The 13,793-nt window shown below is 72.3% G+C and carries 19 protein-coding genes; 2 read left to right on the top strand and 17 right to left on the bottom strand.

The window, feature by feature from the left end; genetic code table 11:
• Positions 1 to 4 precede the first annotated feature (4 nt).
• From EDF69_RS04735 to EDF69_RS04670, 14 genes are all read right to left on the bottom strand, one after another.
• The gene (locus EDF69_RS04735) at positions 5 to 2,158 is read right to left on the bottom strand and encodes a phage tail protein (protein ID WP_132882391.1); all 2,154 of its coding nucleotides are present in this window, start codon (positions 2,156 to 2,158) and stop codon (positions 5 to 7) included.
• Entirely contained in the window at positions 2,158 to 2,565 is a 408-nt protein-coding gene (locus tag EDF69_RS04730) for a peptidoglycan endopeptidase (RefSeq protein WP_132882390.1), read from the bottom strand. Before EDF69_RS04730 ends, EDF69_RS04735 begins: the two co-directional genes overlap by 1 nt.
• Entirely contained in the window at positions 2,562 to 3,374 is an 813-nt protein-coding gene (locus EDF69_RS04725) for a DUF2163 domain-containing protein (protein WP_132882389.1), read from the bottom strand. Before EDF69_RS04725 ends, EDF69_RS04730 begins: the two co-directional genes overlap by 4 nt.
• On the bottom strand, positions 3,371 to 5,659 hold the full coding sequence (locus tag EDF69_RS04720) for a phage distal tail protein, Rcc01695 family (RefSeq protein ID WP_132882388.1): 2,289 nt from the start codon (positions 5,657 to 5,659) through the stop codon (positions 3,371 to 3,373). Before EDF69_RS04720 ends, EDF69_RS04725 begins: the two co-directional genes overlap by 4 nt.
• Before the next feature lie 13 nt (positions 5,660 to 5,672).
• Positions 5,673 to 6,236 carry a tail tape measure protein gene (locus EDF69_RS04715; RefSeq protein WP_132882387.1) on the bottom strand — a complete coding sequence of 188 codons (564 nt, stop codon included), beginning with the start codon at positions 6,234 to 6,236 and terminating at the stop codon, positions 5,673 to 5,675.
• Positions 6,229 to 6,429: a phage tail assembly chaperone gene (locus EDF69_RS04710; RefSeq protein WP_132882386.1), complete on the bottom strand. Its 201-nt coding sequence runs from the start codon at positions 6,427 to 6,429 to the stop codon at positions 6,229 to 6,231. The genes EDF69_RS04715 and EDF69_RS04710 overlap by 8 nt, the downstream gene beginning before the upstream one ends.
• Positions 6,426 to 6,743 carry a gene transfer agent family protein gene (locus EDF69_RS04705; protein ID WP_132882385.1) on the bottom strand — a complete coding sequence of 106 codons (318 nt, stop codon included), beginning with the start codon at positions 6,741 to 6,743 and terminating at the stop codon, positions 6,426 to 6,428. Before EDF69_RS04705 ends, EDF69_RS04710 begins: the two co-directional genes overlap by 4 nt.
• Entirely contained in the window at positions 6,740 to 7,147 is a 408-nt protein-coding gene (locus EDF69_RS04700; RefSeq protein WP_132882384.1) for a phage major tail protein, TP901-1 family, read from the bottom strand. The genes EDF69_RS04705 and EDF69_RS04700 overlap by 4 nt, the downstream gene beginning before the upstream one ends.
• Before the next feature lie 15 nt (positions 7,148 to 7,162).
• The gene (gene gp17 / locus EDF69_RS04695; RefSeq protein ID WP_132882383.1) at positions 7,163 to 7,564 is read right to left on the bottom strand and encodes a tail completion protein gp17; all 402 of its coding nucleotides are present in this window, start codon (positions 7,562 to 7,564) and stop codon (positions 7,163 to 7,165) included.
• Positions 7,561 to 7,776, bottom strand: a complete 216-nt coding sequence (locus tag EDF69_RS04690; RefSeq protein ID WP_132882382.1) for a hypothetical protein — start codon at positions 7,774 to 7,776, stop codon at positions 7,561 to 7,563. The genes gp17 and EDF69_RS04690 overlap by 4 nt, the downstream gene beginning before the upstream one ends.
• Positions 7,773 to 8,324 carry a head-tail connector protein gene (locus EDF69_RS04685; RefSeq protein WP_132882381.1) on the bottom strand — a complete coding sequence of 184 codons (552 nt, stop codon included), beginning with the start codon at positions 8,322 to 8,324 and terminating at the stop codon, positions 7,773 to 7,775. The genes EDF69_RS04690 and EDF69_RS04685 overlap by 4 nt, the downstream gene beginning before the upstream one ends.
• Positions 8,325 to 8,390: 66 nt before the next feature.
• A complete protein-coding gene (locus EDF69_RS04680) occupies positions 8,391 to 9,449 on the bottom strand; it encodes a phage major capsid protein (protein ID WP_132882380.1) in 1,059 nt (352 codons plus the stop codon).
• 70 nt (positions 9,450 to 9,519) lie between these two features.
• Positions 9,520 to 9,894, bottom strand: a complete 375-nt coding sequence (locus EDF69_RS04675; RefSeq protein WP_204991315.1) for an HK97 family phage prohead protease — start codon at positions 9,892 to 9,894, stop codon at positions 9,520 to 9,522.
• Positions 9,891 to 10,199, bottom strand: a complete 309-nt coding sequence (locus EDF69_RS04670) for a DUF6127 family protein (RefSeq protein ID WP_129341646.1) — start codon at positions 10,197 to 10,199, stop codon at positions 9,891 to 9,893. The genes EDF69_RS04675 and EDF69_RS04670 overlap by 4 nt, the downstream gene beginning before the upstream one ends.
• A 28-nt stretch (positions 10,200 to 10,227) precedes the next feature.
• Between EDF69_RS04670 and EDF69_RS04665 the strand changes: the two genes are divergently transcribed.
• Positions 10,228 to 10,383: a hypothetical protein gene (locus EDF69_RS04665; protein WP_165889972.1), complete on the top strand. Its 156-nt coding sequence runs from the start codon at positions 10,228 to 10,230 to the stop codon at positions 10,381 to 10,383.
• On the opposite strand, the gene EDF69_RS04660 is transcribed toward EDF69_RS04665, so the two are convergent.
• Complete coding sequence (locus tag EDF69_RS04660) at positions 10,380 to 11,561, bottom strand: phage portal protein (protein WP_132882379.1); 1,182 nt, start codon at positions 11,559 to 11,561, stop codon at positions 10,380 to 10,382. The genes EDF69_RS04665 and EDF69_RS04660 overlap by 4 nt on opposite strands.
• Before the next feature lie 29 nt (positions 11,562 to 11,590).
• Here EDF69_RS04660 and EDF69_RS04655 point away from each other — a divergent pair, with 29 nt between their 5' ends.
• The gene (locus EDF69_RS04655) at positions 11,591 to 11,806 is read left to right on the top strand and encodes a hypothetical protein (protein ID WP_125961742.1); all 216 of its coding nucleotides are present in this window, start codon (positions 11,591 to 11,593) and stop codon (positions 11,804 to 11,806) included.
• A 7-nt stretch (positions 11,807 to 11,813) separates the two neighbouring features.
• Here EDF69_RS04655 and EDF69_RS04650 read toward each other — a convergent pair whose 3' ends face one another.
• Both EDF69_RS04650 and EDF69_RS04645 read right to left on the bottom strand, forming a co-directional pair.
• The gene (locus EDF69_RS04650) at positions 11,814 to 13,094 is read right to left on the bottom strand and encodes a DNA-packaging protein (RefSeq protein ID WP_132882486.1); all 1,281 of its coding nucleotides are present in this window, start codon (positions 13,092 to 13,094) and stop codon (positions 11,814 to 11,816) included.
• A gap of 26 nt (positions 13,095 to 13,120) precedes the next feature.
• Positions 13,121 to 13,618, bottom strand: coding sequence for a hypothetical protein (locus EDF69_RS04645; protein ID WP_132882378.1), 498 nt, complete (start codon positions 13,616 to 13,618; stop codon positions 13,121 to 13,123).
• Positions 13,619 to 13,793 lie beyond the last annotated feature (175 nt).

Genomic DNA, 13,793 nt, shown 5'->3' with positions numbered 1-13,793 from the left:
CGCGTCAGCAAAGGGTCAGAACGGCGGGAGCGGAGAGGCCGTGGGTGCCGATCTGCCGCACCTCGATCCGGCAGGCACCGGACGCGCGTTCGGGCGGCAGGGTCAGCCGGGGCACCGAGCAATCGATCGCGGTCGCGCTGCCATCGGCGCGCAGCACGCGCACCGCATAAGCTTCCGCATCCTCGCCCAACGGCACCTCGACGCCATCGCGCCACTGCCAGCCGGAGCGGCTGCGTCGAACCCACTCGAGCTGCAAGGCGCCCTCGGCAAGCGCATTGCCTCTCAGGTGCACGGGCGACGGCGGAAGGCGCCACTTGCCCGTGACGGCCACCTCCGCCGAAACACCTTCCGCACCATCGTCGATCCCGATCGCACGCAGCCGAAGCCGGGCGCCATTGCCGCTACGGCGGGGCTCCAGGGTGCGCAGCGCGTCGGGACGGATCAAGGCGAAGCCATCGCCCACCCGCTGGCTGCCGATCACCGCCTCGGTGCCGCGTCGACCGCGCCACAGCCGTCGCAATCGCCAGCGCCTGGGCGCAACCTGCACGGCCTCCGCGAACTGGAGCAACTCGTCACCCACCATCGCCAGGTTCGCGCCCAGGTCGAGCGCCGCACCACTGGCCCCCGCCAGCGCCATTTCGTCGTGCGGGAAATCCACTTCCAGGATCGAACGCCGATCCTCCACCGTCGCCGGAGCCGCTTCGGGGACCGTCACGAGCGTCCCCAGAACGGCGGGTGCCGCGGTGCTCCCGAGGGGCGCCCAGCTTTGGCCCGCATCCTCGCTCACCAGCAGGGCTGCGCGGCGCCACCCCGGCAGCATCCCGGAAGCGAGCACTGCCACCTGCGCCACCTCCGTCGTGCGCTCCTCGATCGGGGGCAGTTCGAACGCCATCAGGCGCGTGGGCCCGTGCAACGTATCGGGAGCGAGGGTCCCCCGCCCGCCCGAGGCCGCACGCGCGGGGATCGCTGCGCCCACAATCCGCTTCAGGTCGAGCGTCAGCACCATGTGCTCGAGCGTCCAGCCTTGCACCCGCCACTGGCCGGCTTCGCCCTCGATCTGCACCCGGTCTCCCGGAGCGATGGCGACGTGGCTCCAGTCGAGGCACACCCGCCGCGTTTCCCGCGCCAGGTCCAGCGCGTCGACGGCACGCGCGGCGAGCCCGCGCGCATGCTCGGGAGCGATCACGGCCGGCAACTCGATCCGGACGCCCCGCCCGGTCGCACCGGAGCGAACGGCACGCTGAACCCCGGTCTGGTAGTCGCGCGCCGCCTCGTAATAGCCGATCGTCACCTCGGCGGGCGCCTTGTCGCTCGCCGCGATCGTCCGTACGCCCCGGCCGGGCTTCGCCCCATCCAGGCGTGCGGCCAGGTCTCCGATGGTGGTCGCGCGGCCGGCGTCGGCCCGCACGCCGTCCTCGCCGATCCAGTACCCCGCCGGCGTCAGCAGCGTTTCCACCGCCGCGCGCACGCTGTCCCCCTGTGCCGAATAGCCGACCAGCGGCAGTGCCCCCTCGCCGGCACCGATCCTGCCGCCGCTCAGTTCCTGGATCACGGCGCCGGCAGTCACCGGCTCCGGGTCGGCGTCCACTTCGAAGGTCAACGACGGGATGCGATTGCCGAAGTCGGCGAGTTGCAGCCCCTCGAACACCGCATAGGCGCAGCCCCGATGCGCAGGTGCCAGGCCGGGCCCCTCCACCGCCGCGATCAGCGGATCCGGCTGCTGCGCCTCGTCGCCCAAATGCAGGCGAAAGCCGGTCTGCGCCTTCCAGTCGCCCGCCGCGCCGCGCAAAAGCTTGCCGTCCGCCCAGATCCGCCGCACGCCCTGGATCGGGCGCCCCGACAACAGCACCGCGAAATTCGCCGAATAGCTGTAGCGCGTGACGCTCGCCTGCCCCTTGCTCGCGCTGTCGCTGCTGCGCGTCTCGACCAGTTCGGTCGCCCAGATCACGGATCCCGCCACCCGCATGGTCCCGAACACCCGCGGGATCTGGGTTGCATAGGATGAGGTCTGCACCGCGAGTTCGGTGAGCCGCGGACCTTGCCGTCCCTTGGCGCCCCACAGGCTGCCGTCCACGGCGCGGCCGAGCGTCGCTCCCAGCGCCGCTCCGATCGGCCCGCCCACCGCTCCGCCGACCACCGTCAGCACCAGCGTCGCCATCAGCCCTCTCCTCCTTGCCAGCGCCACGTCCCCACTACGGGAAAGGGCAGTGCCCCCGGACGCTCGACCACGCGCCGCAGCATTGCGTCGGCGTGGATGACGCCGTCCTCGATCAGGATCGCCAGGTGCAGCTGGCCCGCACCCGGCCGGAGCAGCACCACATCGCCCGGTTCGCCTTCCGCGATCAGCACCAGCCCCGCTGCGCGCAGCAGGGCTTCGGCGTTCGCGACGTCGCCCGATCGAAGCGCGTAATCGGCAGGCACGCTCCCTGGATGCCCGTCCGCTGCCAGCGCCACGGCCACCAGGCCGACGCAGTCGAGCCCCAGCGCGGGGTCGCGCCCATGCAGGCGAAACCGGCTTCCCACCGCCCGCCGCGCCCCGGCGACGATCCGCAGGTTGCCGCTCATGCGCCGGGATAGCGGGTGAGCAGGTCGATCCCCGGCAGATAGGGTTCGCCGCGGAAGTTGACTGCGTTGGCGAAGCGGCCGGCACAGGTCTCCAGCCTCTTGTCGCACCCTTCGACCAGCTCCAGCAGCTCGCCTCCTGTGACGGGCAGCGGCGGCACGCGCTCCAGCGTCAGGGTCGCGCCATCGGACGCGGCGATCGCCGACTCCAGCCCCGCATTGGCGCCGCCGAACCAGCGCAACCGGCCTGCGCCATAGGCATCCGCGGCCGGCTCCACCCGGTCGAGCGTCAGCTGCCGCCCTTCCGATGCGACCACGCGCGCGAACCGCCGCCTGCCGGCCATGGGGACGCGGCAGCGCCGATCCCCCAGGTGCGCCCGGCACCCGGGTGAGGTTTCCTCCACCACCGCCTGTTCCAGCGCGAACGCGGCGCCACGCAGCTCCGCGGTGAACGCACCGTCCGCCGTCTCGACAGCGCCCAATCGCCCCTCGCCCAGCAGCAACGGTTCCGTGGGCCTCGTCCAATCGACCGCAAACACGGCGATCCGCGCGCCATCCCACCGCCCGGCGAGCAGGTCGGTCTCGCCGATCGCGTCCATGCTGAGGGGGCCGCTTGCCTCCATGTCGTCGGCATCCATCCGGTCGCCGCGGCGGATGGCGGACGGGGTCATGCCCGGCGCGGCGCGATAACGCAGGCCCTCCACGGTTACGTCGCGATCATGCGCCGTCAGGCCGATCGTGACGCCGTCGATGCGCTCCAGCCGCCAGCACAAGGTGGTCGTGGTGAGGGCACCCTCGAGCCAGCCCGTCATGCCTCGCGCACCTCGATCAGCGGCACCGAAGGCGCGGCGCCGGCCAGGAAGGTCGCCCGGTTTACCGCCAGCCGATCCTCGGCGAAGCGCACCGGCACGTCGAAGCGGAACCCGGCCGTCACCACCGCTCCGCGGTTCGGGGCAAGGTCGAGTGCGACGATCCCGCCCGAATCGAGCGAGAAGCCGTGCGTTTCGATCCCGTCCACGGCCACCCGGACGCTGCCCGCCACCGGCCGCGTGATCCGCCGCGCCACCTCGCCATAGTGCTTGAGGAGCGGGAAGCGCGTCGTGATGCCGTCTCCGACCCCGATCACCTGGTCTTCGGGGCTGACATCCTCGCCGGAACTGTTGTCGAAGGGATCCGTCAGCCGGAACCCGCGCGCCGGCCCCATCCGCGCGCGGAAAAAGGCGAGCAGCGTCGCGATGTCCGCCTCCGATCGCACACCCGGCCCCACATCGTAGCGGGTCCGCGGCTGCGCCCAGTCCGCGTTCCGCTTCTCGGCGCCACCCGCGCTGGTGACGATCGCGGTCGACAGCTCCGGCGCCACCTCGGCCTCTCGCCCCAGCGCCAGCGGAAAGCGCACGTCGTCGAACGCCTGCATCGCATCCTCTCCCTCGTCGAAATGCACGAAGCCGTCGCGGATCACCTGCGGCAGTGCCCAGATGAAGGTGCCCGTTACGCCACGTGCCCGCGCCGTCTCCGCAGCCCAGTCGATCGCCTGCCACTGTCCGGCATCTTCCGGACGCAGCACGAAGCCGGCGAAATACTGCTGGCGCTCGGGCGGATAGCCCAGCCGCGCCTCGGCCGCCGCGATCCCGCGCGCGGTCGCCGCGACATTGCCGACGGCCGCCCAGTCGTAATCCTCCAGCTGGAGCACGTCGAACGCGGGTGAGGCCCAGCCGATCGGCAGGTTCGCGCGCTTGAGCTCGGGCGCGGCGGCATCGAGCACTGTCGGCAGATAGGCGAGCAGCAGCGTCTCCGCCTCCGGTGCCACCTGCCGCACCGCGTCCGTCAGCGCAGCCGTCGACGCCGCCAGCACCGCACCGGCCCGGTCGAGCGTCGCCGTCTGCGCGTCGTCGAGCGGCCCTCGCACGCTCGGGATCTCGACCGGATCGAGCAGCGCCTGGGCGGCCGCGTCGTACAGGCACGGCCGCCCGTCCGGCATCACCCACCACCACGGCTCGCCGACCTGGAACCGGACCAGGAGCCCCGCTTCGATCGCCAGCCGCACGAACGCCTGCGCCACCTGCTGAAGATACGCCATCGCGCCGCCATGCGCCGGCGAGAGCAGCGCCGACGGCGGCTCCCACCCGGTCAGCGCCGGGGATCCGTCGCCTGCGCGCTGCTTCCAATCGCCCCAGCAATGCTGGTCGAGCAGCTCGTACGACAGCGACCAGATCACGCCATAGCCGAGCGCCTTGGCCTCCGCGGCGAAATGCCGGTGCCACGCCACGCACGGTGTGTTGAGCACGCCCCCTGCCAGGCTCGCGTACAGGCCCCCGCCGTTCGCCTCGAGCCGGAAATAGTGGCTCATCCCGACATAATGGACGATGCTGCCGCGATACCCCAGGTGCAGCGCGTTGCGCAGCAGCCGGGCCGGCGTCAGGTGATAGCTGTCGTCATAGCCGCTCGCGATCGACAGGCCATGCTCGGGCAGGATCGGCGCTCCGATCGCCAGCACCGAATCCGGACCGTCGCAGGCGATCTCGGACAGCTCGACCCATCCTTTCGCCGGCCCCGGCAGCAGCGCGTCCTCGCCATCATAGTCCGGCGCCACCAGCGACACGAACATGCGGTCGACGTCCCCGGCCCAGACCGGGTCCGCGTCCGGAGGAAGTTCGAACCCGCCGATCGCGGTGGCGAAGTCGATCTCCACCACCGCGTCCTCGGGCGTGCCGGAGGCATAATTCCACAGCCGCACGTACCAGGCCCGCGGCGTGCCCCCAGCGTCGCGCCCCTCGATCGTCAGCACCGGCCCATGCACCGCGTCCAGCGGCCGCACCCCGCCCGATCGCCAGCGGAAGCGCAGGCGACACCGGCGATAGTCGCGCTCGGTCGCATAGCCGAGCAACGGGTGGTCGTGCCGGTCCTCCGACTCCCAGATCAGTCCCGCCAGATCGTCCCTGCGGTAGAAGACGGCATCCACCCGCAGCGCATCGGGCGCCCTCGACACGACCGAGGCCATCATCGGCCGCGGAAAGTTCACCGTCCAGAAGCGCGGGTCGAAGCGGGTGAGCACATCCTCCGCCTGCACGGTCCGCGTGCGCGCCAGCCAATATCCCATGAAGCCCTCCCGCTCAGTCGAGGTCCGCCAGCGCGGCCTTCACCGCGCGCGCGACCTGCCGGCTCGATTGGGCCAGCGCGCGCGGGGCGTCTCCCGACCCGGCCTGGACCGAGATCGCGATCCGCACGTCTCGCCCGCCGCCGGTTTGCGGTGCCACCACGCTGCCGCTGCTGGTGGGCACGAACAGCTCCGGCCCGCGCTCGCCGACCCAATAAGGCCGCTGCGGGCTGACCGGGCCGCCCGTAGCCCGCCCCGGCGCGCCCGACACCAGCCCCAGCAACGATCCCAGCAACCCGCCCCCGCTCGCCGCTCCGCCCAGCAGCGTGTCGAGCCCGCTGCGCATCGCGCCCGCGGCGATCTCGCCCAGCACCTGGTTGGCGATCCGCCCCAGGTCCTCGAAGCCCATTGATCCGCTGCGCACCGCCCGTACGAGCGTCGTCTCCAAAGCACGGCCAGCGCGGTCGACGCCGCTCGCGAACGGCCCCTCCAGGCTGTTCTGCATCGCCGCCACGTCGCGCGCGAAGCCGGCGGTATCGGCGCGCACCGACACCACCAGCCGCTCGATTTCCTCATCCATCGGGGAATGCCTCCATCAGCCGGGCAAGCGTGCCCGCATCGGGCGGCGCCGTGCCCGCTTCGCCGCCCGCCGCCTTCACCAGCGCGCCAAGCTCGGCCGGGGTAGCCCGCCAGAAGGCGTCAGGGCTCCAGCCGAACCACAGCCCCGCCATCCCCGCCAATCGCACCGTCGCGTCGGCGAAGCGCTCGCTCATCGCCCGCCCAGGATCTGCGCCAGCAACTGCCGCAACGCCGGCGTCGCCGCCGCCAAGCCTCCGGCAACCACCGCCTCGCCCAGCGCCTCGCGGGTCAGCGCCTCGGGCCGTTCGCGCAGGCAGTGCCAGAACAGCGCCACCAGCTCGCCGAGCGCCAGCTTGCCCGCCGCCGCCCGCTCCACCAGCGCGAACAACGGCCCCAGCTCGCCCTCCGCCGCTACCAGCGCGGCAAAGCTCGGCCGCAGCACCAGCCGCTCGCCCGCCACCCGCAATTCCGCCTCGCCGCGCACCGGATTGGCAGGGTCCCCGCTCATGCCGACACCACCGCGCCCGAGCTTTCCAGCGCCAGCGTGTAGCTGCGCTCGCCGTTGTAATCGCCGGCATAGTCGAGCCGGGTCAGCAGGAAGCGCCCGGTCATCGTCTCGCCGCTCTCGAAGCTCAGGCGATAATCGTCGATCGTGCCCGCCAGCGCGTTCGCCTTCAGCCGAGCCTCCGCCGCCGATCCGGTGAACACCCCCGCCCCCGACACACTGACCGATCGCACACCGGCACCCGACAGCAGCTCGCGCCACCCGCCCGAATCCTTGGACGTGATCGCCACCGCCTCGCCGTTGATCGACAGCTGCGTCGTGCGCAGCCCCGCCACCGTGGTGAAGCCGGGTGGCACCTGGCCGTCGCCTACCTTCAGCAGGAACGCGCTTCCCTTTTCCGCCGCCATGTCTTGCCTCCTTCGTCACTGCATCCGCAGCATGCGCACCCGATATTCGTTGGTGCCGGCCCACAGCCCTTCGCCCTCGCGCACGATGCGGCTGCGCACCGGCACCAGGCTCGCGATCCGCCAGCCCTCGCCCAAGTCGCGCGGCAGCGCCTCGACGGCCGCATCCACCTCGCCCGCCAGCACGCGCAGCCGCACCGGCCGCTCGCCCGCGTCGCGCAGCACGATCGTGATCCGGCCTTCCCGGCCCGCCATGTCCTTGGTGCTCCAGTCGGTGAGCAGCGCCTCCGCCACCTCCGCATAGGGTCGCGCCGCGCGCACCGGTGGCGCGTCGAACACCGCCGTCACCACCCGCGCGACGCCCGCATGCGCCTTGAGGGCCGCCACCAGCGCCTCGCCCAGCACCGTTTGCGCGCTCATCGCTCCGCCCCCAGCCAGCGCACCCGCGCATCCTCGATCCGGCGCCGCCACAGCCCACGCCCTTCGATCGTCACCGATCGGTCGTCGCTCTCGACCCGGATGCCCCGCACCCCGGCGGCACCTTCCCGCGCAGCCTCGCCGATCCGCGCCACCGCCGCCGCGACCGCATGCGCGCCCGCCGCCTCGCCCCGCGCCAGCAGCCGCGCCCTCATCGCCGCACCTCCGGCGCCAGCCGCAGTCGCCGCCACGGCCGCCACAGCGCCGCCACCGCAGCGGGCGGCTCCCCGCCCGCGCTGCCGCTTGCAAACAAATGCGCGATCAGCAGCACCATGCCTTGCGCAATCGGCGCCGGCAGCGTTTCCCAACCCTCGGCCAGCCCCGCACGAAAGCCGATGCGCAGCCGCCCCGCGCTGCCGGGGAGCATCGCCTTCACCCAGCCGACACCATCGGCGGTCAGGTCGATCGCATAGCTCCCGGCCGGCAGGGGAAAGGCGCTGCCCTCCGCCGGCAGGCCGTCGACCCGGGTGATCGCCGTCACCGGCTGCACCGGCAGCGGCGTCCAGCCCGCGGTCGCCGGCACCACCGCCTGCCATTCGCGCGCGATCAGCGCATGGCCCGTGAACGTCTCGCACACGGCAAAGGCGGTCGCGGCGGCCTGCTCCAGCACCGCCTGCTCGTGGGTCGCCGCCATGCGCAGGTGCGCAAGCGCGGCCGCGCAGGCGGCAGCGATCGCCGCCTCCGGGATGGGTGGCGTCTCCATGGGGCAGCTCCGTCACTGTTGGGCAGAAGGGTCCGGCGCGGGCTCTCCCCGCGCCGGAAGGGTCGCTCAGGCCGCGGCGAACTTCATCAGCTTGATCGCCTCCGAATTGCTCACCTGCCCGCCCACGCGCTTGGTCGCGTAGAAGTGCACGAACGGCTTGTTCGAATAGGGATCGCGCAGGATCTGCGTCTCCTGCCGCTCCGCGATCAGATACCCCAGCCGGAAGTTGCCGAACGCGATCGACAGGCTGCCCGGCGCGATGTCCGGCATCTCCTCCGCTTCCACCACCGGATAGCCGAGCAGCGTATCGGGCTGGCCGGACACGAGTCCCGGCTGCCACAGGAAGGCGCCGTCCGCCGTCTTGAGCTTGCGGATGCGGGTCGAGGTCGCCGCATTCATCACGAACACCGCCCCCTGGCGGTACGGCGCGCGCAGGCTCTGCACTAGGTCGATCAGCCGGTCCTGCGGCTCGCTGCCGAAATCGCCGGCCTCCCCGCTCGGCAGATACTGCAAGGTCCCGAACGCCCGCGCCGCATCGCCCGCCGTGGAGACCGGCTCGCGCAGGAAGCCCTTGGGCTGGTTGATGCCACTGCCATCGACGAACGCCCGCCCCTCGGCCGCCGCGAACTCGGCCGCGATCTCGCCCGCCAGCCATTCCTCCACGTCGAAGGCGGCATCGTCCAGCATCGCCTGGCTCGCCGCCGGATTGGCATAGAGGTCGCCCATCGGCGGCGACACCTCATGGAAGGTCGGCGTCGCCGTCTCCGGCCGCGCCGCCGTTTCCGACGCCCAGCCCGACGGCGTGCCGCCGCTCGTCACCAGCTTGCGATAGCCGGCACTCCCGACCTTCACGACGTTGGCGATGGCACGGATCGGGCTCGCCGACTTCAGCAGCGTGTCGATCTGCCGGTCGATTTCGGTCGGCACGGCATAGCCGCCGCTCTCCCCGGTCGTGCCGGTGAACGCCTTCATCTCCAGGGTTGCGCCACTGCGCACGAAGCCCTCGAACGCGGCGCCACCCGGCCGGGCCGCCGCCCCCGTCAGCATCGGCCGCGCCGCCGGCGTCCCCGCACCCTCCACGCCTGCGAAGCTCACTTCCAGCGCATCTGCCTTGATCTCGATCATCACCGTCTCCCGCAAAAGAAAAGGGCGCCCCACCCGGGACGCCCTCACCACGTTTCAAAACTCTGCACCTTCACCCGGGCGCCACCGCATGCACCCACGCCAGCGGCTGCATCGGCACCGCCACCAGGCTCACCTCGATCAGGTCCAGCCGCTCCAGCTCGCGCCACCGCCCGTGCCGCGCCGCCTGCACGCGATACCCGAACGACAGCCCACCCAGCGCGCCGTCCCGAACCAGTTGGGCAAGCTCCGGCAGCTCCACTCGCCCGATGACGCGCAGGCCCCGGCTGTCCTCCGCCAGCTGCTCGATCCGTCCGACCGGCGCTCCCCGGTGCTGCCAAAGCAGCGGCACCGGCCCGGAGCCAGCAAAAGCACCCGCACGCACCACGTCGCCGCCGCGATCCGGCACGTCGAAGATCGCGGCATAGCCGGCAAAGCGCACGCTCATCGCACCCACGCGCCAAAACCGGTCTTCACCGCCACGCCCACCAGCACCAGCGCAAGCAGCATCCGCACCACCCAGCCGATCGCCGCGCGCGCCGCCGATCGCTTGGCGTCGCGCCAGGCGGCCAGCAGTTCGCGCAGCTCCTTCATGTCGCCATGGGCGGCCGCGTCCTCCAGCCCCAGCCGGGTGAGCGCACGCGTCGCGCCGACCTCGCCCGCTTCCTCCACCATCGCGCGCAGCGTCGCCAGGTCGGCACCATCCTGCCGCGCCTGGCCCATCAGCTGCGCCAGCACCTGCGCATTGTCCATCGCCGCCTCCGCCTGTTACGTCCCGGCCATGCGTCGCCGGCTCCGCATCGTCCTGTTCGCCGCACTTGCGGCCCTGGTCTCGATCGCGTTCGTGCTGCCCTTCGTCCGCGGCAAGCAATGCGCGGCCCAGGGCGGCCGCTTCGAACGGACCACCCTCACCTGCACCCTGCCCCTGCGAGGTTAGAGGCCGGCGCCGACCACCGGCCCCACCCCCACCATCGCCCGCTTCTCCTCGCGCGTCAGGAACTCCGCCCCGCTCACTTGGCCCCACAGCCGCTCGCGGTCCTCCGCCAGCGCCGGCACCCGATCGAGGTCCACCGACAGCGCCGGCTCCGCGAAATGCCCGGCCAATCCTTGGCTCAGCTCCGCCAGGATCCGCTCGGCAAGCGGCAGGATCGACAGCCGCCACAGCGCGCGATTGGCCTCGCGATAATTGGCGTAGGTGTTGTCGCCGGGCAGCCCGAGCAGCATCGGCGGCACCCCGAACGCGAGCGCGATCTCCCGCGCCGCCTGTGCCTTCAGCCCGTTGAAATCCATGTCGGCCGGCGTCAGGCTCATCGCCTGCCACTTGAGCCCGCCTTCGAGCAGCATCGGCCGCCCCGCGTTGGCGGCACCCGCAAAGCCCGCTTCCATCTCCGCGCGCAACCGATCGAACTGGTCGCGCGACAGCACGCCGCCGTCGCCGGGGTCATAGACCAGCGCCCCCGAGGGCCGCGCCGCATTGTCGAGCAGCGCCTTGTTCCAGCGCGCCGCCGCATTGTGGACCGCGATCGCTCCCGCCGCCGCCCCCAGGCACCCCAGCCCATAATGATCGTCGAGCGGATGGAACGCCTTGATGTGCACCACCGCCGCCCGCCCCCGGGCATCCTCCGCCGCCAGCTGCTGCACCTGCGCCCCCACTCGGTACCGGAACGCCACCGGCCAGCCATTGGCGTCCGGCTCCACGCTCACCCGCTCGGGCCGAAGCGCATAGAGCTCGCCCACCCCGCCGCGCCCATCGTCCAGCAACTGCACGAAGGCATTGCCGTGCAGCAGCAGCTGCGCCGCGATCGTCTCCACCAGCACCTGGCCCGCCGAGCGGCGGCACACCAGCCGCACCAGCTCCGGGTCCACGCCCGTGACCGGCGCGGCCGCGACGCCCTCGGCCACCATCCGCACCGCGCGCTGCGCGATCGCATTCTCCAGATAACCCGCGCGCACCTGCGCCTCGTAGCTCGTTGGCCAGCTGCCCAGCGCCGCGACCGATCCGCCCGGCGACAGCGCCGGCCGCCGTCCCTCGCCCGCCGCGCCCTGTGCACCCTGTGCGCCCTGTGTGCCCTGTGTGCCCTGTGCGCCCAGGCTCTTCCTGCCGAACCATTTCATGCTAGCTTCCTCCGCCAAGGAGAGTCTGGATGCCGCAAAGCGCACACTTCGCCCTGTTCCCCGCATCGCTGATGCTGTTCTGGCTGGGCGGCATGTTCGTCTGGGCCGGCTGGCGCATCCGCCGCCAGCAGGTCCGCCCCGCCGGGGGCGAGCCCTATGCCCGCTCCGCCACCCGCCACCTCACCATCGGCGGCAGCGTCTGCGCCGCCGCCTTCGTGCTCCTGTTCCTGTCGCTCTTCACCTGATCCAGGCTCACAGCCCCCGTACCGAGGCAGCCCCGCGGCGGCCGAGCATCAGCTCGTCCATTGCCCACACCAGCGCGTCGGCACGGTCGGGGGACCGGCCGGGACCCTCATAGCCGCCGCCCGCCACCAGCCCGCACAGCTCGTCCTCCAGCGCCGGGTAGCTGCCGGCATGCGCGATCCGGCCGCGTTCATAGAGGGCGGCGATCGGCTCGGCCCGTGCCGACTTGCCGCGCGAGGCATGCACCAGCCGCACCGGCAGCGCCGCCTCGGCCGTGCGCAGCACCGTCTCCACCATCGCGCCGCCCTGATTCGCCTCTGCCACCACCCGATCCGCATCGTGGCGCGCGGCGCACGCTGCCACCGCTCGGGCCCAACCGTCGGGCGTCAGTCCGGAGGCACTCGCATCCTCCAGCACGTATCCGCGCCCGTCCCCGCCCAGGCCCGCCGCCACGATCCCGCACGCATCCCCTTCCGCACTCGCGGGCGGGTCGACGCCCACCACCACCCGCACCAGTTCGGGCGCGGCCGCTACCCGGCACCGCTCGATCAGCCCGCGCGTCCACAGTGCTCCCTGCACATCCTCCAGCAACTCCCCGTCGAGCTCCTGCCGCCCCAGCCGCGTGCCCGCATATTGCGCGGCCATCGCCTCGACGAAGCTTGCCGGCAGGTGCGGGTTGTCCACCGTCCGGCCGTGCGTCTCGTGCACGCCCGGCAGCGTCCGCACCCGCCGCAGCAGCGCGCCCGGCTTGGGCGTGGTCGTCACCACCAGCTGCGGATGCGTTCCCAGCCGCATTCCCATCATCAGATTGTCCCAGGCCGCGTCGCCCAGGCGCCACTTGGCGATCTCGTCGCACCAGCCGGCATGGTGCTCGGGTCCGCGCAGCTTCTCGGGCGCCTCCGCCGAATAGGCGAACGCCTTTGCCCCCGAGGCGAAGTGCAGCACGCCTCCCTTCCACAGCATCGGCTCGTCGTCGTGCGCGCTCGCCTGCAACCCGCCCTCGCCGCCCACCATCACCCGGTGCACGTCGTCCAGCGTCGCCCCCACCAGCGCGATCCGCGCCTGGGGGTGGCTGCGCGCGAACTCGGACACCCACTCGGACGCCGCCCGCGTCTTGCCAAAGCCGCGGCCGGCCAGGATCAGCCAGATCCGCCAGCCTTCCGCGGTCGGCAGCTGGCCGGGATGCGCCCAGCGCTCCCAGCGATGCAGCAGCTCACGCCGCTGCTCCGGCGACAGGATCGCCAGCGTAGCCGCCTGCGTGGCCGGGTCGGCACGGGCCAGCGCCCGCATCGCCGCCTCGCGTTCTTCCGCGGGGCTCACGCATCGCCCCCCTCCTGGGTCCGGCGCGCCCGCGCCTCCTCGGCGGCATGGCGCTTGCTCAGCATCGCCAGCCGCTTGAGGATCGCCGCATCCGTCTTGTCCGCCGCGCCCGCGCCTGCCCTGGCGCGCTTGCCGCTCGGCGCTTCCGCCTCGCGCTGCCGCTCGATCAGCCGCAGCGCGAACAGCACGTCCGGCGTTTCCAGCGGATCGTTCGACGCGCCGGTCAGCACCGCGGCCGTGCGCTCGATCAGCATCGCCTCCAGCCGGTCGTATCCGACCCGCAGCGCGGCGCGCCAGCCCTCGGCAAAGCCGGCGTCGCTCCGGCACGCGGCATAGGCCTGCAGCGGCGCGATCGCGACCGCCTCGGCGGCTGCCTCCACGCTGCCGGTCGCCGCCAGGTGGTCCAGGAACGCGCTTTGCACCCCTACCCCGATCGAGCGGGTGCGCCCCGTTCCCGATGCTGCTTTCGATCCCGTCCCGATCTGCCGCGCCATCGCCCCTCCCCCGAACGCAAGACGGGGCCGCAGCCCTTCGGCTTCAGCCCCGCCCGCAATTCCTCAGCGTTCCTGTCTTGTTCCACATCAGCGTGACGATGTCAAGCGCTTTGTACCTGTTTGGTTCGTCGCAGGATTCTACTCGGCGCCTCCGCTGCTCTCCGGTAGGGAGGCC

Origin of the sequence: Sphingomonas sp. JUb134 (assembly GCF_004341505.2) — a bacterium.
In the GTDB taxonomy this organism is placed as follows: domain Bacteria; phylum Pseudomonadota; class Alphaproteobacteria; order Sphingomonadales; family Sphingomonadaceae; genus Sphingomonas.
The sequence above is the reverse complement of the archived record's forward strand: the minus strand, read 5'-3'. Positions and strand labels throughout refer to the sequence as shown.